This is a genomic window from Maribacter forsetii DSM 18668 (genome assembly GCF_000744105.1).
GTDB classification, from domain to species: Bacteria; Bacteroidota; Bacteroidia; order Flavobacteriales; family Flavobacteriaceae; genus Maribacter; species Maribacter forsetii.
Genome location: NZ_JQLH01000001.1, coordinates 3,463,856 through 3,489,430 on the forward strand (window position 1 = coordinate 3,463,856; position 25,575 = coordinate 3,489,430).

28 protein-coding genes and 5 tRNA genes are annotated in these 25,575 nt (G+C 34.7%); 12 read left to right on the forward strand and 21 right to left on the reverse strand.

Features of this window, described 5'->3' with window-relative positions; translation table 11 throughout:
- Position 1: 1 nt before the first annotated feature.
- The 20 genes from rplA to P177_RS14800 form a co-directional block, all read right to left on the reverse strand.
- Positions 2 to 691 (reverse strand): 50S ribosomal protein L1, encoded by a 690-nt coding sequence (gene rplA / locus P177_RS14710; RefSeq protein WP_036155941.1) that lies wholly within the window; start codon positions 689 to 691, stop codon positions 2 to 4.
- 18 nt (positions 692 to 709) lie between these two features.
- Positions 710 to 1,147 carry a 50S ribosomal protein L11 gene (gene rplK, locus P177_RS14715; RefSeq protein ID WP_027067854.1) on the reverse strand — a complete coding sequence of 146 codons (438 nt, stop codon included), beginning with the start codon at positions 1,145 to 1,147 and terminating at the stop codon, positions 710 to 712.
- A 78-nt stretch (positions 1,148 to 1,225) separates the two neighbouring features.
- Positions 1,226 to 1,777 carry a transcription termination/antitermination protein NusG gene (gene nusG, locus P177_RS14720; protein ID WP_036155943.1) on the reverse strand — a complete coding sequence of 184 codons (552 nt, stop codon included), beginning with the start codon at positions 1,775 to 1,777 and terminating at the stop codon, positions 1,226 to 1,228.
- An 8-nt stretch (positions 1,778 to 1,785) separates the two neighbouring features.
- Complete coding sequence (secE, locus tag P177_RS14725) at positions 1,786 to 1,974, reverse strand: preprotein translocase subunit SecE (protein WP_036155945.1); 189 nt, start codon at positions 1,972 to 1,974, stop codon at positions 1,786 to 1,788.
- Between the two features lie 55 nt (positions 1,975 to 2,029).
- Positions 2,030 to 2,105 (reverse strand) — tRNA-Trp (locus P177_RS14730).
- A 100-nt stretch (positions 2,106 to 2,205) separates the two neighbouring features.
- Entirely contained in the window at positions 2,206 to 3,393 is a 1,188-nt protein-coding gene (gene tuf / locus P177_RS14735) for an elongation factor Tu (protein WP_036155947.1), read from the reverse strand.
- 55 nt (positions 3,394 to 3,448) lie between these two features.
- A tRNA-Thr gene (locus P177_RS14740) sits at positions 3,449 to 3,520 on the reverse strand.
- Between the two features lie 71 nt (positions 3,521 to 3,591).
- Positions 3,592 to 3,664: transfer RNA gene (locus tag P177_RS14745), tRNA-Gly, on the reverse strand.
- Between the two features lie 47 nt (positions 3,665 to 3,711).
- A tRNA-Tyr gene (locus tag P177_RS14750) sits at positions 3,712 to 3,793 on the reverse strand.
- A 27-nt stretch (positions 3,794 to 3,820) separates the two neighbouring features.
- Positions 3,821 to 3,894 (reverse strand) — tRNA-Thr (locus tag P177_RS14755).
- A 103-nt stretch (positions 3,895 to 3,997) separates the two neighbouring features.
- Entirely contained in the window at positions 3,998 to 4,300 is a 303-nt protein-coding gene (hpf, locus tag P177_RS14760; RefSeq protein WP_036155949.1) for a ribosome hibernation-promoting factor, HPF/YfiA family, read from the reverse strand.
- Between the two features lie 47 nt (positions 4,301 to 4,347).
- Positions 4,348 to 5,238, reverse strand: a complete 891-nt coding sequence (locus tag P177_RS14765; protein WP_036155951.1) for a tyrosine-type recombinase/integrase — start codon at positions 5,236 to 5,238, stop codon at positions 4,348 to 4,350.
- A gap of 90 nt (positions 5,239 to 5,328) precedes the next feature.
- Positions 5,329 to 5,523, reverse strand: coding sequence for a 30S ribosomal protein S21 (gene rpsU, locus P177_RS14770; RefSeq protein WP_036155953.1), 195 nt, complete (start codon positions 5,521 to 5,523; stop codon positions 5,329 to 5,331).
- 100 nt (positions 5,524 to 5,623) lie between these two features.
- Positions 5,624 to 6,793, reverse strand: coding sequence for an acyl-CoA dehydrogenase family protein (locus tag P177_RS14775; protein WP_036155955.1), 1,170 nt, complete (start codon positions 6,791 to 6,793; stop codon positions 5,624 to 5,626).
- 10 nt (positions 6,794 to 6,803) lie between these two features.
- Entirely contained in the window at positions 6,804 to 7,532 is a 729-nt protein-coding gene (locus P177_RS14780) for a ComEA family DNA-binding protein (RefSeq protein WP_245233050.1), read from the reverse strand.
- A gap of 162 nt (positions 7,533 to 7,694) precedes the next feature.
- A complete protein-coding gene (locus tag P177_RS14785) occupies positions 7,695 to 9,305 on the reverse strand; it encodes an alanine/glycine:cation symporter family protein (protein WP_036155958.1) in 1,611 nt (536 codons plus the stop codon).
- Between the two features lie 86 nt (positions 9,306 to 9,391).
- Complete coding sequence (locus tag P177_RS14790) at positions 9,392 to 10,399, reverse strand: potassium channel family protein (RefSeq protein ID WP_036155960.1); 1,008 nt, start codon at positions 10,397 to 10,399, stop codon at positions 9,392 to 9,394.
- Positions 10,400 to 10,402: 3 nt separating this feature from the next.
- Positions 10,403 to 10,630: a PspC domain-containing protein gene (locus P177_RS20400; RefSeq protein WP_073247339.1), complete on the reverse strand. Its 228-nt coding sequence runs from the start codon at positions 10,628 to 10,630 to the stop codon at positions 10,403 to 10,405.
- Between the two features lie 11 nt (positions 10,631 to 10,641).
- Positions 10,642 to 11,919: a DUF2851 family protein gene (locus tag P177_RS14795; RefSeq protein WP_036155962.1), complete on the reverse strand. Its 1,278-nt coding sequence runs from the start codon at positions 11,917 to 11,919 to the stop codon at positions 10,642 to 10,644.
- Positions 11,920 to 11,976: 57 nt separating this feature from the next.
- The gene (locus P177_RS14800; protein WP_036155964.1) at positions 11,977 to 12,285 is read right to left on the reverse strand and encodes a rhodanese-like domain-containing protein; all 309 of its coding nucleotides are present in this window, start codon (positions 12,283 to 12,285) and stop codon (positions 11,977 to 11,979) included.
- Positions 12,286 to 12,424: 139 nt separating this feature from the next.
- Between P177_RS14800 and P177_RS14805 the strand changes: the two genes are divergently transcribed.
- From P177_RS14805 to P177_RS20235, 12 genes are all read left to right on the forward strand, one after another.
- Positions 12,425 to 12,871: a MarR family winged helix-turn-helix transcriptional regulator gene (locus tag P177_RS14805; RefSeq protein WP_036155966.1), complete on the forward strand. Its 447-nt coding sequence runs from the start codon at positions 12,425 to 12,427 to the stop codon at positions 12,869 to 12,871.
- An 8-nt stretch (positions 12,872 to 12,879) separates the two neighbouring features.
- Positions 12,880 to 13,512, forward strand: a complete 633-nt coding sequence (locus tag P177_RS14810) for an NAD(P)H-dependent oxidoreductase (RefSeq protein ID WP_036155968.1) — start codon at positions 12,880 to 12,882, stop codon at positions 13,510 to 13,512.
- A 30-nt stretch (positions 13,513 to 13,542) separates the two neighbouring features.
- On the forward strand, positions 13,543 to 14,124 hold the full coding sequence (locus P177_RS14815; RefSeq protein WP_036155969.1) for a YceI family protein: 582 nt from the start codon (positions 13,543 to 13,545) through the stop codon (positions 14,122 to 14,124).
- A 252-nt stretch (positions 14,125 to 14,376) separates the two neighbouring features.
- On the forward strand, positions 14,377 to 15,774 hold the full coding sequence (locus tag P177_RS14820; protein ID WP_036155971.1) for an anthranilate synthase component I family protein: 1,398 nt from the start codon (positions 14,377 to 14,379) through the stop codon (positions 15,772 to 15,774).
- A gap of 1 nt (position 15,775) precedes the next feature.
- Positions 15,776 to 16,339, forward strand: a complete 564-nt coding sequence (locus P177_RS14825) for an anthranilate synthase component II (RefSeq protein WP_036155973.1) — start codon at positions 15,776 to 15,778, stop codon at positions 16,337 to 16,339.
- A gap of 100 nt (positions 16,340 to 16,439) precedes the next feature.
- A complete protein-coding gene (gene trpD, locus P177_RS14830) occupies positions 16,440 to 17,435 on the forward strand; it encodes an anthranilate phosphoribosyltransferase (RefSeq protein WP_036155974.1) in 996 nt (331 codons plus the stop codon).
- Between the two features lie 49 nt (positions 17,436 to 17,484).
- Complete coding sequence (gene trpC / locus P177_RS14835) at positions 17,485 to 18,273, forward strand: indole-3-glycerol phosphate synthase TrpC (RefSeq protein WP_036155976.1); 789 nt, start codon at positions 17,485 to 17,487, stop codon at positions 18,271 to 18,273.
- A complete protein-coding gene (locus tag P177_RS14840; RefSeq protein ID WP_036155978.1) occupies positions 18,273 to 18,899 on the forward strand; it encodes a phosphoribosylanthranilate isomerase in 627 nt (208 codons plus the stop codon). Before trpC ends, P177_RS14840 begins: the two co-directional genes overlap by 1 nt.
- Positions 18,896 to 20,080 (forward strand): tryptophan synthase subunit beta, encoded by a 1,185-nt coding sequence (trpB, locus tag P177_RS14845; RefSeq protein WP_036155979.1) that lies wholly within the window; start codon positions 18,896 to 18,898, stop codon positions 20,078 to 20,080. The genes P177_RS14840 and trpB overlap by 4 nt, the downstream gene beginning before the upstream one ends.
- Before the next feature lie 7 nt (positions 20,081 to 20,087).
- Entirely contained in the window at positions 20,088 to 20,852 is a 765-nt protein-coding gene (gene trpA, locus P177_RS14850; protein ID WP_036155981.1) for a tryptophan synthase subunit alpha, read from the forward strand.
- 178 nt (positions 20,853 to 21,030) lie between these two features.
- Positions 21,031 to 22,530 carry a M20/M25/M40 family metallo-hydrolase gene (locus tag P177_RS14855; protein ID WP_036155983.1) on the forward strand — a complete coding sequence of 500 codons (1,500 nt, stop codon included), beginning with the start codon at positions 21,031 to 21,033 and terminating at the stop codon, positions 22,528 to 22,530.
- A gap of 97 nt (positions 22,531 to 22,627) precedes the next feature.
- Complete coding sequence (locus tag P177_RS20235; RefSeq protein WP_167333116.1) at positions 22,628 to 22,771, forward strand: hypothetical protein; 144 nt, start codon at positions 22,628 to 22,630, stop codon at positions 22,769 to 22,771.
- Positions 22,772 to 22,849: 78 nt separating this feature from the next.
- Here the strand turns inward: P177_RS20235 and P177_RS14860 are convergent, their stop codons facing one another.
- Entirely contained in the window at positions 22,850 to 25,396 is a 2,547-nt protein-coding gene (locus tag P177_RS14860; RefSeq protein ID WP_036155984.1) for a phosphoenolpyruvate carboxylase, read from the reverse strand.
- Positions 25,397 to 25,575: the final 179 nt, after the last annotated feature.

The window sequence follows — 25,575 nt, forward strand, 5'->3', positions numbered from 1 at the left end:
GTTAAACTGACTTTGGATCTAATTGCAAACTAGGACTCATTGTGCTAGACATGAAAATTGATTTCATATAAACACCCTTTGCCGCAGTTGGCTTCATCTTATTCAAAGTATCCAACAACTCCTTAGCATTATCTGCCAATTTATCAGCAGTAAAAGAAGCCTTACCTATCGCAGCATGTACGATACCGGTTTTATCAACTTTAAAATCTATTTTACCTGCCTTAACCTCAGATACAGCTTTCGCTACATCCATAGTAACAGTTCCAGTTTTTGGATTAGGCATTAAACCTCTTGGTCCTAATACACGACCTAAAGGTCCTAATTTACCCATTACACTTGGCATAGTGATGATTACATCAACATCTGTCCAACCGCTTTTAATTTTCTCCAAATACTCATCTAAACCAACATAGTCTGCACCTGCTTCTTGAGCCTCTGCTTCTTTGTCTGGTGTTACCAAAGCCAAAACCTTAACATCTTTACCAGTTCCATGAGGTAATGTTACCACACCACGAACCATTTGATTTGCTTTTCTTGGATCTACACCCAAACGAACAGCTAAATCTACAGATGCATCGAATTTTGTATTGGTTATCTCTTTAATTAAAGCTGAAGCTTCCGTAACAGAGTATAATTTATCTTTCTCTATTTTGGAGTGCGCTTCCTTTTGCTTCTTAGTTAACTTTGCCATTTAATTACTTTTAAGATTTTAAAAAGGTTTTTTTCCTGCTACCTTCATACCCATAGAACGCGCAGTACCAGCTATCATACTCATAGCAGATTCTACCGTAAATGCATTAAGGTCAACCATTTTATCTTCGGCTATTGCCTTGATTTGGTCCCAGGTAACACTACCTAATTTTACTCTGTTAGGTTCGCCAGATCCTTTTTTAATCTTAGCCGCTTCCAATAGCTGAATTGCCGCCGGTGGAGTTTTTACAACGAAGTCGAAAGACTTATCCTTGTAAACGGTGATAACAACTGGTAATATCTTACCTGGTTTATCCTGCGTACGAGCATTAAACTGCTTACAGAATTCCATTATGTTAACACCAGCAGCTCCTAAGGCAGGTCCAACCGGTGGCGATGGATTCGCTGCACCTCCCTTAACTTGTAGTTTAACTACTTTACCTATTTCTTTTGCCATTGTTTAAAATTAAATTGAAAGTGTGTTTACGGAAGCAACACTACTTTAATTATATGTATGTAACACTTATTCTAATACTTATACTTTCTCTACCTGCATGTAACTTAACTCTAATGGTGTTTTTCTTCCGAAAATCTTAACCATAACCTCAAGCTTACGTTTTTCCTCATTTATTTTCTCAACAGTACCATTGAAGCCATTGAAAGGACCATCAATTACTTTTACCGTTTCACCAAATACAAATGGAATTGCAACGCTATCTGTATTTACAGCTAGCTCATCTACTTTACCAAGCATTCTGTTCACTTCATTCTTTCTTAAAGGAACAGGATCCCCTCCTTTAGTTTCACCTAAAAAACCTATTACATTCGTAATAGACCTTATAATATGAACCATTTCACCACCAAGGTTCGCTTTAATCATGATATAACCAGGAAAATAAACTCTTTCTTTGTTTATCTTCTTTCCATTTCTGATTTGAACAACTTTTTCGGTAGGAACAAGAACATCTTCTAAATAGTCAGAGAAACCATGACGCTCTACTTCACTCTCAATGTATCCTTTGATTTTATTCTCTTGACCACTAACAGCTCTTACAACGTACCACTTTTTATCCAATACTTCTGACATAGTCCTATTTAGTTTAAAACGAAGTTGAAATAAGATTTAATCACCTTACTAAAGACCGTATCTACTCCCCAAGTTGCCAAAGCAAAAAGGATAGAAAACACAGCTACAATAACCATCAAGTTAGATGATTCTGCACGTGACGGAAGAGTAACATTATTCCTCAACTCTTCAACGGATTCTTTTATATATGTGAACATTTAAATGCTTTTTACAATTTCAACAAATAGGATACCTATATTCCAAATTCTATTGTGGCACGGGAGGAGAGACTCGAACTCCCGACACCTGGTTTTGGAGACCAGTGCTCTACCAACTGAGCTACACCCGTATGAATAGCGATAATTAAATCACGTATTCTATTATTTGCATGTAAAGGTGTCCCGCTTGAGCAGGACACCCTTATACACAATACTTATTTTAGATTAAAATTAATCTATAATCTTAGTTACTTGACCAGCACCTACTGTTCTACCACCTTCACGGATAGCGAAACGAAGACCTACGCTCAATGCGATTGGCTGAATCAATTCAACTGTAATTGTTAAGTTATCACCAGGCATAACCATTTCAACTCCTGAAGGAAGTGCAATATTACCTGTTACATCCGTTGTTCTTACGTAAAACTGAGGACGATAGTTATTATGGAATGGCGTATGACGACCACCTTCTTCTTTTTTCAATACGTAAACCTCAGCTTCAAATTTAGCATGTGGCTTAACAGAACCTGGCTTACAGATTACCATTCCACGGCTAATTTGAGATTTTTCAACACCCCTTAACAAGATACCTACGTTATCACCAGCCTCACCTCTATCTAATATCTTACGGAACATTTCAACCCCAGTAATAGTAGAGTTCAATTTCTCAGCACCCATACCAATAATCTCAACAGGATCACCAGTGTTAGCAATACCAGTTTCTATACGACCAGTTGCAACAGTACCACGACCAGTAATAGTAAATACATCTTCAACAGGCATTAAGAAATCCTTATCAACATCTCTTTTAGGAAGCTCGATCCAATCATCAACAGCAGCCATCAATTCCATTACAGTATCAACCCACTTTTGCTCACCGTTCAATGCACCTAATGCAGAACCAGCGATTACAGGTCCATTATCACCATCATACTCGTAAAAAGAAAGCAATTCTCTTACTTCCATTTCAACAAGCTCGATCAACTCCTCATCATCAACCATATCCACTTTGTTCATGAATACAACGATTCTTGGAATACCAACCTGACGACCTAATAAGATGTGCTCACGTGTTTGTGGCATAGGACCATCTGTAGCAGCAACAACTAATATAGCACCATCCATTTGAGCAGCACCAGTAACCATGTTCTTTACATAATCCGCGTGACCAGGACAGTCAACGTGTGCATAGTGACGGTTAGCTGTAGAATACTCTACGTGTGAAGTGTTAATTGTAATACCTCTTTCTTTTTCCTCAGGAGCGTTATCGATAGAATCGAAACTTCTCAATTCAGAAAGACCTGCATTTGCCAAAACAGTAGTAATAGCAGCAGTCAATGTAGTTTTACCGTGATCCACGTGTCCAATAGTACCTATATTTAAGTGCGGTTTGGAACGATCGAAAGTTTCCTTTGCCATGTTTAATGTATTTTATTCTTAGTTTATATTAGTGTACAAATTTATACCTTAATTGAGCCAATGACGAGAATTGAACTCGTGACCTCTTCCTTACCAAGGAAACGCTCTACCCCTGAGCTACACCGGCGTAAAGTGTTGAACCCACCCAAAAGATAGATTCCTGCCTTCGCAGGGATGACATTACTGTCAAATTTATAGAGCGGGAGACCGGGTTCGAACCGGCGACATTCAGCTTGGAAGGCTGACGCTCTACCAACTGAGCTACTCCCGCTTATAATATTACAATATTTCAATAAAATTCCTTAGAAAATAGTTTAGTGGGGAGAGCAGGATTCGAACCTGCGAAGACGTAGTCAGCAGATTTACAGTCTGCCCTCGTTGGCCGCTTGAGTATCTCCCCTCAAACTAATATTTTAAAGAACTTAAGAGCCGATGGAGGGACTCGAACCCACGACCTGCTGATTACAAATCAGCTGCTCTAGCCAGCTGAGCTACATCGGCTTATTTCACGACTTTTTCTGTCATAAAAAAGCCCGCTATTTCTAACGGACTGCAAATGTATAGTATTTTTTGTTTATTCAAAACAAATTTTGAAAAATTTTTATCAAGCATGTAATCTTATTTTTTCTTTTTGCTTTATTAGCCTACGTTCCAGCGAACTACAAGCAGAGTCTACAGCCTCTTCAAATGATTTACATTGTTTTTTTACCACAAATTTATCTTTAGGAACCGAAATTTTAATCTCTACTATCTTATTCTCTTTGGCACTCGTGTTCTCCACTTTCATATAAACATCTGAGCTAATCACCTTAGAATAAAAGGTTTCCACTTTGTCAAGTCTATTTTGAAGGAAATTAATCAACTTATCGTCTGCATTAAAATTTACCGATTGCGTATTTACTTTCATAGTCAGAAAATTTATGGCTTTAAGAATTTAGCCTGATTTAACAAAAATTATTTGTTTCCCCTAGGATGAGCTTTTGCATGAACTTTTTTCAACTCTGCAATGCTATTATGTGTGTAAACCTGGGTAGAAGCCAAACTAGAATGACCTAACAACTCTTTAACAGCATTTAAATCCGCGCCTTTATTTAAAAGATGCGTAGCAAAGGTATGCCTCAGAATATGCGGACTCGTCTTCACCTTTGAGGAAACCTCTCTAAAGTACTTTTTTATTAACCTATAAACAAGTGTTTCATACAATTTATTGCCTGACTTCGTTAAGAACATAGTTTCTTCGTCAACAACTTCACTCAAGCTTTCACGCCCATTTAAATAATCTATAAATTTCTCTTTGGTCTCTAAAAGCATTGGTATAATTCTCTCCTTATTGCGTTTACCCAAGACCTTAATTGTCATTGCTTCAAAATTAACATCTAATACTTTTAGAGCAATAACCTCTGCCCTACGCATACCTGTAACATACAATACATGTATTAACAACTCATCTCTTTTACCCTCAAAATCTTCTTTATACTCTATTTGCGATAACACCTTCTCCATCTCTAATTCAGAAAAAGGAATCTCAACTTTCTTAGCAGTCTTTAATGCCTTATGCTTATTCAAAGGGTTAACATCTGTCACTTCTATTTTTTGAAGAAACTTAAAATAAGCTTTCAGCGATGCTATTTTCCTATTGATTGACCTATTATTGATTTTACTTTCAGACAGTTTAACTATCCAAAACCGAACAATATTATATTCTATAATATCAATATCATGGATATCATAACTTGATAAGCAAAAATCACTAAATTCAAGCAAATCATTCTCATACGCCTTAATCGTATGTTTAGAATAATTTTTCTCCAAAGAGAGATAAGAAATAAATTCACTTAAAAACATCACCTAAAGGTATTAAAGTTTTGAATTTGGTGAAATTTGAGCAAAAAAAATCCCGCAATTTGCGGGATTTTATATCTTATACGACAAAGTCTAAACTTCTTCCTGATCTCTTAGACCTTGAATATATTCTGCTTTTTGTATCTGTGCTCTACGAACTACCGACGGCTTATTGAACTGTTGACGCTTACGTAACTGTCTCATTGTACCTGTCTTATCGAACTTACGCTTGAAACGCTTTAAAGCTCTATCGATGTTTTCTCCTTCTTTTACTGGTATTATTAACATGGGCTAAACCTCCTCTCTTTTGTGATTAAGGCTGCAAATATAGTAACTATATTTAAATCAACAACCTTTAAGCTAATATTTAAAAATTTAATTTGACCAACTATACCGTAGCTGGTTTGTATTCTTTCTTATCAATAATGATCTTAGAAATAATTTCTCGCAATATTTCTGATGTACCACCGCCTATTGGACCTAACCTACTATCTCTAAAGTTACGTGCCATTGGGTAATCTTCAATATATCCGTAACCTCCTAAAAACTGCAAACATTCATAAGCTACTTCATCAGCAACTTTTGTCGATTTTAACTTAGATATGGTCGCCTCTTTAACAACATACTGTCCTTTATCTAAACGATACGCTACGGAATAATTATATTCTTTACACATATCTATATCCGCATGTAAATCAACTACACGATGCCTAAGTGCCTGAAATTTATTTATAGACCTACCAAAAGCTTCCCTTTCTGACATATAGTTCAAAGCATAGTCTAAAACATGTTCTGACCTTGCATGAGCATTAACCCCCATTATCAATCTTTCTAAAGAGAAATGCTCCATTATATATGAAAAGCCCATGTTTTCTTCACCCATTAGGTTTTCTAAAGGAATCTTAACATTGTCGAATGCCAATTCTGCAGTATCAGAAGCCCGCCAACCTAATTTATTCAATTTGTTAGCCGTTACCCCTACACTATTTCTATCCACAGCAAAAATGCTAATTCCCTTATTACCCAACTCAGGACTTGTTTTTGCCGCCACGATCATGTAATCGGCATATACCCCATTTGTGATAAAAGTTTTGGAACCATTTAAAACATAATGATCACCTTGCTTTACTGCCGTGGTTCTCATTGCCGCAACATCGCTGCCACCAAAAGGCTCCGAAATACAAAGACAACCTATTTTATCACCATTTACACTTGGTCGTAAATACTTTTCCTTTAAAAAAGAATCTGCTTCTTTATTCAAATGGGTCATTGCCAAATACGCATGTGCCCAAATAGCCGCCGCAAACCCTCCAGAATTTATCTTTTGCAACTCTTCTAACAAAATAATAGTATAGAAAAGATCAAGACCCAAACCACCATCTTCTTCAGGCGTTGCCAGACCAAAATAGCCCATATCTCCAAATTTCTTCCAAATGAACCTTTCTATAGTTCCAGTTTCTTCCCATTTATCTATATGAGGGACTACTTCTTTCTGTAAAAAATCTTTTAGGCTGTTCCTAAATAACTGATGTTCTTCTGTGAAGTACATACTTTGCATAGCGTTTTTTTTATAATGACAAATATAAAGCAATTCTATTAATACGCTCTGACGGAAATTCTTCAATTTTTTCTAATTCGTTCAAAGAATTGATACTTCCGTTGAGATTACGATAATTTACAATGCTCTTAGCGACGTGTTTTTGCAGATATATTAATTTAGACAATTCTTCAACAGTCGCAGTATTTACACTTATTTTTAAAATATTGGGCTTCGTTACTACCTTAAACTTTTTTAAAGCTCTTTCAACTACATCTGCCTCTAGACCATATACATCTTGCAACTGTTCCTCAACTAAAAATCCGCCGAGACGATCTCTAAACTTAATTATTCTAGCAGACAATTTTTCCCCTATTCCACTTACTTGTTTCAAGTCTTCTGCCGTTGCAGTATTCAAATCTTTCCACACTACTTTCTTTACTTTATTATTTTGAGTAAATGTGTTTGATTTGAATGTAGATTTCGTTTTTCTATTTTGAGTCCATTCAGGAAATTTAAAAAATGGAGAAATGGTATTTAGTAATGAATCTGAAACTTTTGTTACATTTTGAAATTCTTTAGCTGAGTTCACAAAACTTTCCTTACTTCTAAATTCATGTAACCTATCTATTTCAGCAACAGACATACCTAATGCATATCCTTTAAAATCAGTAATAAAATTTGGATTAAAAGGAAATATGCGAACAGTATCTTTTTCTAACGCCACAATTTTCAAAGAATCAATTTCAGATTGAAGCACACTATCAATTTGTAGGGGCGTAGATCGATCTATTGTTTTTGCCTTGTACAGATAATAACCACATTGTATACTAATCAGAAAAAATAGCAAAAAGAAAATCCCACTTCGTTCCTGTTTATTGAACTTAAAGTGGGATTTGATATTTTTCAAAATCGATACTTATTAATACACTTTCTTTATCGCTGTTAAATATCTATCAAAGCTCTTCTTCACCTTAGGGAACAAAATTAATAGACCAATCATATTCGGGAATACCAGAGCAAGTATCATTGCATCTGAAAATTTAATAACTGCATCTAAGGTAGCTGCTGCACCAATAACAACAAACATTAAGAAAAGTACTTTATACGCTATATCTGCAGTTTTACCTCTTCCAAACAAGTATTTCCAAGATTGCAGTCCATAATAAGACCAAGAAATCATTGTTGAAAATGCAAATAAAATAATTGCAATTGTAAGTACATATCTAAAACCAGGAATTACTGAATCATAAGCCATTGATGTTAAATCAACACCACCAACATATGCACCAGATTCGTTTAGCATAACCGTACTACCTATACCGTTACCATAATCAAAAGCACCAGCATCCATATTAAAGAAAATAATAACCAAAGCGGTCATTGTACAAATTACAACCGTATCAATAAATAGCTCTAATAACGCAACGATACCTTCACTTGCTGGATACCTTGTTTTTACAGCAGAGTGTGCTATGGCAGCAGAGCCAGCACCTGCCTCATTAGAGAAAGCCGCTCTTTGAAAACCAACTATAATCACACCAATTACCCCACCTATAGCTGCATCAGGAGAAAAAGCTCCCGAAAAGATCATACCGAAAGCATCACCTATATACTTGATATTAGCAAAAATGATAATTAAAGAAGCCAACACATAAATACCTGCCATGAAGGGTACGATTTTTTCCGTAACACTGGCAATTTTTTTAATACCACCAATTATTACAATACCCACTAAAATTGCAAGAATCACACCTATGATAACCCCGGTTGCACCACCTTCCAAATTAAACATGGAAGTTAGTTGTACCGCAGCTTGGTTAGATTGGAAAGCGTTACCACCACCAAAGGAAGCTCCTACACATAGTATTGCGAAGAGACCTGCCAATATTTTACCTAATATTTTGAAATTACTCTCACTTAACCCTCTAGATAAATAATACATAGGGCCTCCATATACAGTACCATCAGGACCTACATCTCTATATTTTACACCTAATGTACACTCAACAAATTTTGTTGACATACCAATTATACCACATACAATCATCCAAAAAGTAGCACCTGGACCACCTAATGCAATCGCAACAGCTACACCGGCAATATTACCCAATCCAACAGTACCAGAAACTGCAGTTGCCAAAGCCTGAAAGTGACTTACCTCACCTTCTTCACTTTCATCCCTAATAGTATCTGGAATATCTCCATCGTCCGTCATATGTAATTGAACTTTTTCAAGTCCGTACTTTTCAATTTCCTCATATTTACCTCGTACTACATTAATAGCTAAAGGAAATTTAGTAATACCAGGAAATTTGAAATAAATCGTAAAAAAAGTAGCTCCTGCAATCAATAGAATTAAAACGATTGGAATATTGTAGCCCGCTATTGGAACAGAAGTTAAAACTGTTGCTTCCCACCATGTTGCAAAAGGCATAAAGGCATCATTTACTTTTTCATCTAAACCTTTTTCTTGAGCAATTGTGAAAAATGGAAATAAGAATGTTAATAGCATTAGAAGTTTATACTTCATAAGTTTAGAATTTATTTTTGAGTTAGTTTGTCTAGCAATATCCTAAAAATAATGGATGCAATCAAATATATATGGCAGAAAGATGATTATTCTATATTAAACATTTCGTTCAATTTCTTAATTTGTTCTGGTCTACCCAATACTATAACCTTACTTTTAGGCTGTAACTGCATATCGGCTTCTGGATTTATAGTATACTCACCATCAGGTGAAATATAACCTATAATGGTACATCCTGTTTTTCTACGTAAATCTAAATCCCGTAAAGAATTACATTCTATCTGATCCGCAAAATCCTCTATAGCAACCTCTTCTAAATTAGTTGTATGTTCACCTTCAATAGAGAGCTTGTCCATAAATGTAATAAGATCTGGCATTACCACTAGAGATGCCATATGGTCTCCACCTATTTTATCTGGCATAATTACCTTATTAGCTCCTGCCAAGAATAATTTTTTTTGTGAATTAACTAAAGAGGCCCTACTGATAATAAAAAGATTCTTTTTCATTTGCCTTGCGGACAATACTACAAAAAGATTGGCTGCATCATCTGGCAAAGTAGCTATTAAATACTGAGCTCTTTCTATACCCGCCTCTAACAATATGTCATCATCGTTGGCATCGCCTTCAATAAATAAAACATCATCTTCATAACGTTCTATCACCTCTTTATCTTTCTCTATAACCACAAAAGGTCTTTTGTATGCTTTTAGCCTTTCAGCAGCTTGCATACCATTTCTACCAAAACCACATACGATAACATGCTGATTTAAATTTGCTATAGCATTTTTCATTTTTTTCTTTTTAAGCAGTTCTACAGAATTTCTAGAGAGAAGGTAGTCGGTAACTATCGTAATAGCAAAACCAACTATGAATACACTTGTAACTATAAGAATAATGGTGAAAATTTTTCCTTCGGGACCCATTGGCCTAACCTCTGAAAAACCAACAGTGGTTACTGTTATTATGGTCATATAAAATGCATCCACCCAAGAATAGTCTGCCACAAAACGATATCCTAAAACCCCAAAAGCCAAAACCATCAGCATTAAAGTCAATGCCAAATATATTTTAGACTTAAATAATTTCATCATATGTTAAAGATCAAAAACTGAATTTCGTTTTGTATAAATCAAATCTTTTATTCTAAGCCAAAAAGCCAAGAACAGATAAAGTGCAAACCCAAAGCCTACGGTAACAAAGGTGAGATAAATGAATGATGTCCTTACCACTCTAGCCCTTATACCTAATCTTTCCGCGATTCTACCGCATACCTCATACCCTCGTTTTTGAAAGTAATGTAGTAATTTATAAAATACGTTCATGGGCTATAAAATTAGACTTTTATATTCATTAATGAAGCCCCTACCGCACAATCTAAACATTTGTCTTTTACACAATAGTTAGTATATAACTGAAGGTATGCCTGAGAATCCTTAGCGTTTTCAAGCCTTTCACCTAGCTTACCAAAGTTAGTTATAATACTGTTTTCTTCCTTTTTAATTTCTGGCATCATTTTTAGAAACCTTTCATTATCTAAACCTCCTTTGTACCTACTAAAAGCAAACTTTAAAGGAATTATAGTATTTATAAGCAGTAGATTCAAAAACGAAGTTGAAATTCTTTTTTTACTTTTTTTCGAGACCTTGCCAAAATTAAAATGGGTTTCCCAATATTCAGATGTTCGTGTATTTAAGATTTCAGAAACGTTAGATTGTTCATTTTCAATCAACAAATGAAATAGGTTATTGTTTTTGGAATATAGGGCACTCAATTGAGCTAGTCTAATAGTTGGGAAATTTGATGGCCTTAAACGAAAAAACTCTGGAGACTTAAAAACAGGGTTTAAACCGAACTTGTTTTTTAAGAATTCATATTCCTTTTTTAATTCCACCAAATAGGTGTCATTGCTATTTTTTCTATCCAATAAATTTGCTTGCCCAAAAAACAAGCTTTCTATTTGTACGGGTTTGTCATACAACTTACGAATAATTGAAAAATCAATTGACTTTCCGATCTCAATAAACGATTCTCTATTGATTTTAGAACCAAAGGTTTTTAAAAGCATTAAAAACAACACCTGCTCCCAATCATTGTTTGTTTCCTTTAATAGTTGATTAATAAAAATTGATTTCTGTTCTAATCGCTCCACAAATAAACGATCAAGCCAATTGCTCTTTAAAAATTCATCAACATCCTTAAACTCGTTTTCACAATTAATGAATTTATAATTTTTACTATTAAAAAGTTCTTGATAGGTATGCAGTAGCTTTAAGGGTATAATTTCTTTTAAAGACAAAGTAGGTATTTCTGTTCCATCTTTTCTAAAAACAGCTACATCATCTTCCCATACTACATGCAGAATAACATTATTGTAGTTACCATCTTCTTGATGATTATGCGCATACCAATCTGATGATTTTATATGAATTTCAACATTACCTGCCCATAATTGCCCGTTTAATTCTATTTGAGCATTAAAAAAATCTGGACCACTCAAATGATTATGCAGACCTGCAGATACTACATGCACTACTTCGCCAGACGTAGTCACAAGTCCCTTTAAGGGGTACTTCTTATATTTCCAAATAAAATGAAGCAAGTCTTCCTTCATTTTATAAAAATAAAAAACCCGCCGTTAAGCGGGTCATTTTTTTAAAAAGAAATAAAACTAAGCTGTTTCGCCTTCCCAATTCATAAACCCACCTTGAAGGTTAAATGTCTTGTCAAAACCTAAGTTATTCATAATTGCACATGCTTGACCACTTCTTGCGCCAGACCTACAATACACATAATAATTTTTAGTTTTATCTAGCTTCTCAATTTCCGCTACAAACTCAGGTCCTTTATAAATATTAATGTTTATTGCATTAGGTATGATCCCATCCTCTATTTCTTCTTCTGTTCTAACATCTAGTATTACTGCATTAGAATCTTTCTCTAACTGCTCTTCCCAATCTTGTTGTGATAAATCTGCCATAGTATATATTATAAGTAGTAAAAATAATCGATTTTTCTTTATTTGAATATCGCTCACGAATTTAACAAATTTTTAATCTACACATAAACCGGAATACTAAAAATAATTATACATTTGTATATACAATTATTGTATCGACATGAATGTAGAAGAAATTATTAAAACCAACCAACAGATGCCGTTAGAAAAACGGACGCTTATTCATATAGCATTGGTTGCCAATAAAATTGATGAAGAAATAGCAACGGTACTTAAACCTTTTGATGTCTCTATTCAACAATTTAATGTTTTAAGAATTCTTAGAGGTCAAAATGGCAAACCAGCCAATCTATCCACCATCAACGAAAGAATGGTTACAAAGATGAGCAACACCACTCGCCTAGTAGATAAATTAATTTTAAAAGGTTTTGTCAATAGAACCATTTGCCTTAAAAACAGGCGTAAGGTTGAAATTATAATCACCAAAGGTGGTTTAAATATGTTAAATGAAATTGATGGAATACTTTTTGAAGCAGAGAAAAAGATACTAAAAAACTTTAACGATGCTGAATTACATGAACTCAATGAACTATTAAATAAATTTTAAAAACTATAATGGACACATTACTAGATAAATTAAAATGGCGCTATGCCACTAAAAAATTCGATAACTCGAAAAAAGTAAGCAGCGAAAATCTAAATACATTATTAGAAGCAGCAAGATTAACAGCTTCATCATACGGTCTTCAGCCTTACCATATATACGTTATTGAAAATGTAGACATAAGAACTCAATTAAGAAAAGCTTCTTATGACCAACCTCAAATAACAGATGCATCTCATATCATTGTTTTAGTGAACAAAACTACTTTTGACAGCACTATGATAGATGATTATATTGCTAACATTATGGCAACTAGAGGTCTTTCTAAAGAAGATCTTGAAGATTTTTCACAGACAATGAAATCAACTTTATTAGATTTACCGGATACACACAAAGGCGCTTGGACATCTAATCAAGCTTACATTGTTTTAGGAAATTTAATGACGATAGCGGCAGAAATGGAAATAGACACTTGCCCTATGGAAGGTTTTGAAAATGCAAAGTATAACGAAATTTTAGGTCTTAACAACAAAGGTTTAAATGCTGCTGTAGTTTTAGCTGTTGGCTATAGATCTCCTGAAGACGAGACCCAAAACTACCCTAAAGTGAGATATTCTAAAGAACAAATTATTACACATATATAAATTAAACACAATCATTTTAAAATTAGACACATGAAAAAATCATTATTAAGTTTAGTATTCGTTGCCGTTTTTGGATTTACAGCAACAGCTTCTGATCCTATCGACTCAGAGAAAAAAGAAGTAAAAGTTAGCGAAAGTTCAGTGACTTGGAAAGGTTATAAGGTTACTGGTTCTCATGAAGGAACCATCAATCTAAAATCTGGTCATCTAGAAATGAAAGGCAAAAAATTAATAGGTGGCGAATTTGTAATTGATATGACTTCAATTTCAAATAATGATCTAGAAGCTGGTAAAGGAAAAGAAAAACTTGAAGGTCATTTAAAATCTGCTGATTTCTTTGGTGTAGAAAGTAACCCGACCTCTAAATTGACCTTTACTTCTGTTAAAGCCATGAACGACAATTCATATACCGTAACAGGAGACTTAACTATTAAAGGTATTACAAAACCTGTTACCCTTGTGGTTTCTATGTTTGAAAACAAAGCTACTGCAACACTTAAAGTAGACAGAACAAAATATGACATCAAGTATGGTTCTGGAAGCTTTTTCGATAACCTAGGCGATAAAGCTATCTATGATGATTTTGATTTGGTGGTAGACTTAGCATTATAATCGTTTTAATACAATCAAATTACAACAATTTAAAATCCCTTTGATAAATTTCAAAGGGATTTTATTTTTTGACGATCTAAAGTTTGAAAGTTTCAAATTCCTTTTTATATTTGATGCTTAATGAAAAATTTAATCGCAAATACTTGGTGGTGGAACAACTTACGAAAAACATCGTGAGCAAAGCATCATTGTAGTAAAACTATATAAAGGCTTGTCATCACGACAAGCCTTCTTTATTTTATAAAAGTACCTATGACCTATCAATTTAAGACATATCACAAAAAAATTCTTGCCGACACCATGACGCCGGTAAGCGTTTATCTAAAAATAAGAGACCGTTTTCCTAATAGTATTTTATTAGAAAGTAGCGACTACCACGCTAACAACAACAGTTTCTCCTATATATGTTGTAACCCTATCGCTTCAATTAAAGTGGAGAATGAGGTTATTGTAAAACAATTTCCTGACGGGACTACAGAAGAAATACAAATTACTCCTGAAACCAACGTTGTTGAGATCATTGACACCTTTAGCAAAACCTTTAAAGCAGATAACAACGACTATAAATTCATTAATAACGGCTTGTTTGGTTATATGGCTTACGACGCCGTTCGGTATTTTGAAGATGTAGATATATCGGTTAAAGATGACTCTGTTCATATTCCAGATATTTACTATGCCGTGTATCAAAATATCATTGCTATAAACCATTATAAGAACGAAGCTTATCTTTTTGCGCATTGTTATAACACAGAGAATAACATTCCAGAATTGGAACAGCTTTTAAGTATTAGAAATTTTGCCACGTATAATTTTAAAATAGAAGGCAAAAGAGAATCCAATCTAGAAGATGCAGAATATAGAGAGCATGTAGATTTAGCAAAAAAGCATTGTCAACGTGGCGATGTATTTCAGCTAGTTTTAAGCCGTCGTTTTTCTCAAGGTTTTAAAGGTGATGAGTTTAATGTGTATAGAGCTTTACGTTCTGTAAATCCGTCGCCATATTTGTTCTATTTTGATTATGGTGATTTTAAAATATTTGGCAGTTCACCAGAAGCACAACTGATCGTTAGCGAGGGTAAAGCTGAAATTCACCCCATTGCAGGTACTTTTAAAAGAACCGGAAACGATGAACAAGATGCGCAACTTGCCAAAGAACTAAAGACCGACGATAAAGAAAACAGTGAGCATGTCATGTTAGTAGATCTTGCTCGTAACGACCTTAGTAGAAACGGTAGTGTTGTGAAGGTAGAAAACTATAGAGAAGTACAGTTTTTCTCTCATGTGATACACTTAGTTTCTAAGGTTACAGGAATGAAGAAAAGTGATATCCCTACCATGAAAGTGGTAGCTGACACTTTTCCTGCCGGCACATTAAGTGGCGCTCCAAAACACATGGCCATGCAACTTATAGAAAAATATGAAAAAACCAGTCGTGGGTATTATGGTGGCGCTATAGGTTTTATGGATTTTTATGGAAATTTCAACCATGCCATCATGATAAGAACTTTTTTAAGTAAAAATCATAAACTACATTATCAAGCTGGTGCCGGATTGGTCGCTGCATCAAACCCAGAAAGCGAACTACAAGAAACATATAACAAACTAGGCGCTTTGACCAAGGCATTAGAAATAGCTGAAGACATTTAAGATGAAGAAAATATTAGTTATAGATAATTACGATAGTTTCACTTATAACCTCGTACATTATTTAGAGGAATTAGGTTGCGAGGTTATTGTAAAACGTAATGACCAACTTACCGTAGAAGAGGTTGATGCTTTTGATAAAATTGTACTTTCTCCAGGTCCAGGTATTCCTGATGAAGCTGGATTATTAAAACAAATCATCAAAAAATATGCACCTACCAAAAGTATTTTTGGAGTTTGTTTGGGGCAACAGGCAATCGCCGAAGTATTTGGCGGTTCCCTAATAAATTTGGATGAAGTGTATCACGGTATTGCAACTAAAATAAAAATCACAAAAGATGATATTATTTTTGAAGGGCTACCAAATGAAATCGAAGTTGGCAGATACCATTCTTGGGTGGTAAATCCTGATTTACCAGAAGTTTTAGAAACAACTTCGGTTGATGAAAACGGACAAATTATGTCGCTTCGTCATAAAACTTATGATGTGCGTGCCGTGCAATTTCATCCCGAATCGGTGCTTACGCTACAGGGTAAAAAAATGTTAGAAAATTGGTTACGTTCCTAGCAACTCAGAGGTAAACTGAATAAGAAGATGAAGACTAACACGAATAAAAATAAATAAGGAGACCTTTATTCCTCCCCTTTGAGGAGGTTAGGTGGAGCCTATGAAAGAGACACTTAATAAACTTATAAATCACGAAATACTTTCCAAAGAAGATGCGAAACGCATATTGGTAAATATTGCTAAAGGTGACTACAACACAAGTCAAATCGCTGCTTTTTTAACAGTCTATATGATGCGTAGTATTACTATAGAGGAACTTGAAGGATTTAGAGATGCATTGCTAGATTTATGTTTAGCGGTAGATTTATCTGCTTACAACCCTATTGACCTTTGCGGAACTGGTGGTGATGGTAAAGACACATTTAATATCTCTACACTTTCTTCTTTTGTAACTGCTGGCGCTGGTATTAAAGTTACTAAACATGGTAATTACGGAGTATCTTCTAAATGCGGAAGTAGTAATGTGATGGAATTTCTTGGGATAAAATTTAGTAACGATGCCGGCTTTCTTGAAAAATGTATCGATAAGGCAGGAATTTGTGTATTACACGCTCCCCTATTTCATCCTGCTATGAAAAATGTGGCTCCTATTCGTAAAGATTTAGCAGTAAAAACATTCTTTAATATGTTAGGACCAATGGTAAACCCTGCATTTCCAAAGAACCAAATGGTGGGTGTTTTTAACCTTGAGCTAGCTCGTATGTATGGCTATCTTTATCAGAAAACCGATAAGAATTTTACTGTGCTACATGCTTTAGACGGTTATGACGAAATATCATTGACAGGTAGCACCAAGACAATTTCAAATACTACCGAGGCAATGCTAAAACCATCTGATTTTGGTGTGGCAGAAATTAAACAATCGGATATTGTTGGTGGTGATGGTATAGAATCATCCGCTCAAATTTTCATGAACGTTTTACAAGGCAAAGGTACCGAAGCACAAAATAATGTGGTCTGTGCCAATGCAGGTATCGCCATTGCTACGGTAGAAAACCTAACTCCTCTTGAGGGTTTTGAAAAAGCTAAGGAATCGCTATTAAGTGGTAACGGGTTGGCAGCTTTGAAAAAAATACAGGAACTGAGTAAAAATTAAATCGACTGCCGTGTCTCGAATTAACGAGACTATAATAAACATATATGTTATGAATATTCTAGATAAAATTGTAGCGGATAAACGAAAGGAAATTGAATTAAAAAGTTTGATTTTTCCAGCTTCTCAGTATACCCATTCGGTAATTTTTAAAAGAGATACATTTTCTTTGGCTCAAGCACTTAGAAATAGTGACACGGGAATTATATCAGAATTTAAACGTCGATCCCCATCAAAAGAAAGCATAAATCAAAATGCTAATGTTGGACAGGTAGCAATGGGTTATGAAAAAGCAGGCGTTTGTGGTATGAGCGTGCTGACAGATATTAAATATTTCGGTGGCTCTTTAGAAGATTTAATAATTGCCAGGGCATCCGCACAAATCCCTTTACTTCGCAAAGAATTTATAATCAGTGAATACCAAATTATAGAAGCCAAAGCTTATGGTGCCGATGTTATACTTTTAATAGCTGCTGTTCTGACTAGGGAAGAAATTAAAAAATTCTCTGAGTTGGCTAAAAGCTTGGGTCTAGATGTACTCTTAGAGGTTCATAACGAAGAAGAGCTTCACAAATCTATTATGCCTAGTATAGATATGTTAGGTGTTAACAATAGAAATTTAAAGACTTTTGAAGTTAGTTTAGAGACTAGCAAATCACTTTCAAACTTAATTCCCGATGATTTTGTTAAAGTATCAGAAAGCGGAATCAGCTCTATTGAAGCTATTAAAGAGTTGAAGGAATATGGTTATCAAGGTTTTCTTATTGGTGAAAATTTCATGAAAACCGACAACCCTGGTAAAAGTGCTATTCAATTTATTAATGACTTAAAGAAAGCATAATGAAATTGAAGGTTTGCGGTATGAAATTGAATACGGTCGAAGTTGCACAATTGCGACCAGATTATCTTGGCTTTATTTTTTGGGAACATTCATCACGCTTTTTTGAAGGTGAAATTCCAGAACTACCGCATACCATAAGTAAAATTGGTGTATTTGTCGATGCCGACTTTGATTATATCGTTGATATAGTAAGTAAATATAAGCTACAAGGCTTGCAATTGCATGGTCATGAAAGTCCGGAATATTGTATTAAAATTGCAGCTGAATTAAAAAGAATAAATCGGAAAGTAGACATTATTAAAGTCTTCTCTATCAAAGATAAATTTGATTTTGATGTGTTGACTCCCTATGAAAATGTGTGCGACTATTATCTTTTTGACACCAAAGGAAAATTACCTGGCGGCAATGGTTACACATTTAATTGGTCTGTCTTAAAAGATTACCCTTCTACCAAACCCTTCTTTTTAAGCGGAGGTATTGGTCTAAATAATCTTGATAAAATTAACGAGTTTACAAAAACACCTGAGTCTAAATACTGCTATGCCATTGATGTCAATAGCTCATTTGAAATAGAACCGGGTTTAAAAAATATTGAAGAATTACAAAAGTTTAAAGAAGCGCTATGAATTATAATGCTGACGAAAAAGGATACTACGGTGAATTTGGCGGTGCCTTTATACCCGAAATGTTGTACCCAAACGTTGAAGAACTACGACAAAATTATTTAAAACTGATGTATGAAGATTCTTTTCAGAAAGAATTCAATCAGCTTTTAAAAGACTATGTTGGTAGACCTTCTCCCCTATATTTTGCTAAACGCCTTTCTGAAAAGCACGGCTGTAAAATATATTTAAAAAGAGAAGATTTAAACCACACTGGTGCACACAAAGTAAATAATACCATTGGTCAGATTCTAATGGCTCAAAAGCTAGGTAAAACCAGAATTATAGCCGAAACCGGCGCAGGACAACATGGTGTTGCCACCGCTACCGTTTGTGCCCTAATGGGCATGGAATGTATTGTGTATATGGGCGAAATTGACATTGCCCGTCAAGCACCTAACGTAGCTCGTATGAAAATGTTGGGTGCCGAGGTAAGACCTGCAAAATCTGGAAGTAGAACCCTAAAAGATGCCACGAACGAAGCTATTAGAGATTGGATCAACAATCCGGTAGACACCCATTATATTATTGGGTCAGCTATTGGCCCGCATCCTTACCCAGATATGGTAACCCGTTTTCAATCTGTAATTTCAGAGGAAATAAAGTGGCAATTAAAAGAAAAAGAAGGTCGTGAAAACCCTGATTATGTAGTGGCTTGTATTGGTGGCGGTAGTAACGCAGCTGGTACGTATTATCATTTTTTACATGAACCTGAGGTTGGTATTATTGCGGTTGAAGCTGCAGGTAAAGGAGTAAATTCTGGAGAAAGTGCTGCAACTTCCGCACTTGGTAAAGTCGGTATTATTCACGGTTGTAAAACCATGTTGATGCAAACTACTGACGGACAAATTACTGAACCTTATTCTATTTCCGCAGGATTAGATTATCCTGGCGTAGGTCCTATGCATTCACACCTTTACAAATCTGGTCGTGCCGAATTTTATTCTGCTACAGATGATGAAGCTATGGCTGCAGGTTTAGAATTATCTCAACTAGAAGGTATTATTCCTGCTATTGAAACGGGACATGCGTTTGCAATTTTTGAACATAAAAAATTCAAAAAAGATGATGTTGTCGTTATCAGCCTTTCTGGTCGTGGAGATAAAGATTTGAATACATATATAGATTATTTTAAGTTAGCATAATACTATTATGAACAATAGAATTACAACAAGATTACAAGAAGATAAAAAATTGCTTTCCATATATTTTACCGCCGGTTACCCTGCACTCAACGATACCGTTAAAATCATTGAAGATTTAGAAAAAAACGGGGTTGATATGATTGAAATAGGATTACCATTTAGTGATCCTTTAGCTGACGGACCAACAATTCAAGAAAGCTCTACTGCTGCATTGAAAAACGGAATGACTACTGAAGTACTTTTCAATCAATTGAAAGATATTCGTAAAACGGTTTCTATTCCATTAATTATCATGGGTTATTTCAACCCGATGTTACAATATGGTGTGGAGGCATTCTGTAAAAAATGTCAGGAAATTGGAATAGACGGACTTATTCTACCTGATCTTCCGTTAGATGTTTATCAAGAAGATTATGAAGAAACGTTTAAAAAATACGGACTTTTAAATGTTTTCCTTATTACACCACAAACTAGTGATGACCGTATTCGCCAAATAGATAACGCCTCTAATGGATTTATCTACATGGTAAGTTCTGCAAGTGTAACAGGTTCAAAATCTGGCTTTGGTCAGGAACAAGAAAGTTATTTTGAACGTATAGCAGAAATGAACCTAAACACGCCACAAATAGTAGGATTCGGAATTAAAGATGCCGAAACCTTTCAACAAGCCACAAAAATAGCAAAAGGTGCAATTATAGGTTCTGCTTTTATTAAGCATTTGACAAGTAACGGTGTTAATGCCATTTCTGAATTTATTGAAGGGATTCGATAGCAATTTCACATAAGTTGGTATTTACCTTGGGTATTAAAATAAATTTGAATCTAATTTATTTTAATACCTTTTTTATTGCATAAAATTTAAGATTTACATTAACACATCTAAGCAATCATATCTCCCACTTTTCCCTACATATTGCTTACATTTAGAGAATATATCCACGAGAACGAACATGAAAAGATTTCTTACCCTTGCATTGCTATTATCTCTGTATTCAGCCCATTCACAAGACTCCATTCTTATAAAATCTAAAGTAGCTAGTGCTATTACAGAATTAAGGGAATTTGTAGCCATACCCAATGATGCATTAAATGCAGACGACATCGATTCTAACTTATTTTGGCTTAGAAAAAAATTCACTGAACGTGGCTTTAACAGTACCATTCTAGAAACGGAAGGTCTACCATTGTTTTTTGGAGCTTTACCTATGGACGACAGTAAACCGACCATTTTATTTTATATGCATTTAGACGGTCAATCTGTAGATGCCACCAAATGGGATCAACCTGATCCTTATAAAGTCACTCTAAAGTCTAAAACAAAAGATGGTTGGAAAAACGAATCATTCGCTGATCTAGATGATGACATCAACTATGATTGGAGACTTTTTGGTAGATCCACTTCTGATGATAAAGGACCTATTATCATGTTCTTGAACGCTATTGATGCGCTTAAAAAAGATAATATTGATATTCCGTACAACGTAAAGGTTATATTAGACAGTGAAGAAGAAAAAAGTAGCGCCCCGTTACCAAAAGCGGTTCGTACCTATAAAGATTTGCTACAGGCCGATTTCTTAATTATTAATGATGGTCCTGTTCATGTTTCAGCAAAACCAACTATTGTTTATGGCTGTAGAGGCATTACAACTTTATCAATAACTGCTCACGGACCGATAAAACCTCAACATAGTGGACATTATGGAAATTACGCTCCCAATCCTGGTTTTCAATTGGCGCAACTGTTAGCTACAATGAAAGATACTGATGGTAAAGTTCTAATAAAAGGATATTATGACGGAATTACCTTAGACGAGACTACGCTAGAAATTCTAAAAAGTGTGCCTGATAACATCGAAGAAATCAATAAAAATTTAGCAATATCCAATCCTGAAAAAGTTGGTGGTTTTTACCAAGAGGCATTGCAATATCCTTCATTGAATATTCGTGGGTTAGGTTCTGGGTGGATCGGTGAGAAAGCTAGAACTATTGTACCAGCCACTGCTACGGCAGAATTGGACTTAAGATTGGTACCTGAAACCGATGGCACTCGTCTTAAAAAATTAGTAGTCGACCACATTAAAAGTCAAGGCTATCACGTAATGAGTACTGAGCCGACAATGGTAGACCGATTAAAATATGACAAAATAGTTACCATTAAAGAAGGTTCGGTGACCGATGCTTTTAGAACTGATTTAAGTAATCCTTTTGGAAACAGCATTGTAAAAACTATGGAAACAACATTCGGAGAAAAACCTGTTCAGATAAGAATAATGGGTGGTACGGTTCCTATTTCTCCTTTCATTAATGAATTGAAGATTCCAGCATTCATTGTACCCATGGTCAACCCAGACAATAATCAGCATAGCCCTAATGAGAATTTAAAGATTGGACAAATTGCCTATGGAATAGAGTTATTTTATGCACTGCTTAGTCCTGAAGCAGTAGAATAGGTAGGTTTAACACTCTATAACAAAGCTTTATAAACCTATTAACGGAGTTCTCGTTTTCTATTTGGTATCTTAAAATTGAACCTAAAAAAATAGAACTATGGGAATTATAAAAGATAATAAAAAGTTTAAAAGAAAAGTAGAACAGAACAATCCTACAAACCCAACTGGGAATACCAATATAGAAACAAACACATTTGATATTGATAAAGAGACTATTAAAAATCAACAAAATAAAAAATAGTTCACTTTTTCAGCAAAAAAACAAAAAGCCCGATTCTAAATGGAATCGGGCTTTTTTAATTGATAATTTCAAACAGCTCTATGCCGAATTTCGACTTGCATTAATATTTCCGTAAAGAGACCTTGTTACAATTTTTTCATACAACTCTTTAAACTCCGTCCCCTCTCCAATTCTTTGTAATGCGTATTGTTGAATTACTAATAATGGTAATACAATGCTTTCACGAATTTTTATGGATTCTCTAGATATCGCTTCTTTCTTCATTAATATTTCCATACCAGAAAGTTTTAAGAGCATTGCTTTAGATAACTCATATTCTGCAAGAAGAATTTCCCAAAAGGCTCCATATTCTTCATTCTCCTTCATATAACTAGTCAACTCAAAATAACATTTGGTAAGACTCATCATACTGTTCATCATCAAAGCTTGAAAGAACGGCACCTCTTCATACAATCTTTTAGCTTCATCAAATCTACCTTCATCTTCCATTTTTTTCAAAGCTGTACCAATACCGTAATAACCTGGCACGTTTTGCTTTAGCTGACTCCAAGATCCCACAAATGAAATTGCTCTTAAATCTGACAATTCTAGTTTCGCCTTGTTTCCTCTTTTCCCCGGTCTACTACCAATGTTAGCTTTGGTATAATATTTAAGGGTACTCATATTTTCCAAGTACGGCATAAACTTGTCATGATGCTTTAAGTCATCATATTTTTTGAAACTTGATTCAGATAATTCTTCTATCAAATTTCTATCGGATTCTGAAATAACAATTTCCTTTTCTAAAATGGTATTTGACAACCCAGCCGTAAGCAACTGTTCACTATTATAAATGAACTGTTCTTTTGTACCATAGGTACTGGTAATTGTTTGCCCTTGAATGGTTAACTGAATTTCATTATTTGCAACTTTATTGGTTTGTGCTGCATAAAAGCGATGCGTTTTACCACCACCTCTTGCTGGTGGTCCTCCCCTACCATCAAAAAATACGGCGGCAATATCATGCTGATCACAAACTTCTGACAGCTCTTCTTTAGTTTTCAAAATAGACCAGTTCGCCTTTAAATAACCACCATCTTTAGTACCATCTGAAAAACCAAGCATTATAGTTTGCTTTTTATTTCTATTCTCTAAATGAGCTTTATATTCTGGTAAGTTAAATAAGAACTGCATTGTATCTTGAGCTGTATCCATACCATTCATAGTTTCAAACAATGGTACAATGTCAAAAGTTATTTCCTTATCTGCCCAACCACACCATCTAAATAATGCGTAAACAAATAGTATAGAGAACTTATCTTCTGAGTTACTGATTATATATCTGTTACACCCTTCTTCACCGTTCTTTGACTGTATGGTCTGTAGCTGTAATATATTCTTAATGGTATCCTTTACAATATCCTCTTCATAATCACTTGCAGATAAATTTAAATTCTCATGCAATAGAATATCAATTAATTTTTCTTCGGATAACTCGTTAAGTTCCTCTTTAATAAATCCGTTCTTTTTCAAAACCTCTACCATTACTTTGGTATGCATACTGTGGTCTTGGCGAATATCTATGGTTGCAAAGTGAACTTTAAAAATCTTTACCTTATCAATAAATTTTTCTAAATCTTTTAAATAAAGACCTTGGTACTTCTCAATAAGTATTGACCTTATTTCCTCTAAAGGAACAATTAAATCTTCATAACCAATATCCTTTGAACTATCGAACATAGCGGTATACAAGTTAGACCTCAATTTCTGTAAAGGTTCTTGTACCGCTTTAAAAGTAAGCTTATGTACCAACCCCTTTAAATCATTGTAATAACACTTCATTAATGTTAAACGAAGTTCGTTCATTACATCTCTGGTAATATCTGCAGTTACGAACGGATTACCATCACGGTCACCACCAGGCCAGAACCCTAACTTTACTATATCATGATTTTCAAATTGCTTGGAGCCTACACTACCCTTTATATAGGCATACATGTCTCCGATAGCATCATAATAAACATGTCTTAAGGTGTATATAATATTCTTTGCTTCATCTAACGGAGTTGGCTTTTTAGCATTTATCAATGAGGTAAGACCTAATTGTTGCAGTCCTACATCTATTTCATCTATTTTATCTTCTAAAATCAATGTTCTAAGATTAGTGATAATATCCAATACCGCTGGAGTATAGAACTGTGTTGGGTGTGCTGTTAAAACAATACGTGCACTGAAAGTGCTTAGTTTATCCCAAATGGTATCCCAAGAATTATTCTTTTCAACCAATTGAAAATAATCTTTTAAAGACAAAGAACTTGAATGCTTATGTAATTTTGGAAATGCAGCATCTTCAACACTATCATAAAGCACCACTTGACGCTCTACATATTGTATGATGCGAAACATGAAGTCTATCTGTTCTTTTTCGGATTTTATCTCTACAAAATTCTCGAAAAAGTTTTCCAGTATTTCCTTAGGGTTTAGCCCATCGCTCAATCCTTTTTCAGATTGATTCAGCAATAACGGAATCAACATACCCACATTCTCGATGTTCTCGTAGGGTAAGTTTAAAAATAGACTATTGTATACGTTAAATTTATTTTGAACAGATTTCTTAAATTCTGCTAACCTTTCTTGTTGTTGCATATATTAAAAACTTTTAGCCGTGACTTTACGGCAAACATTTTAAAATTCGAACATAAATATCGCTATTCCAAGAGAAAATAGAGAATCATTTTTGTGAAATATCATATTCATAGAAGTATACCACAAAATTGTGTGTATTGACAACAAATATTCCAAAATAAAAGACAAGCTATATATCT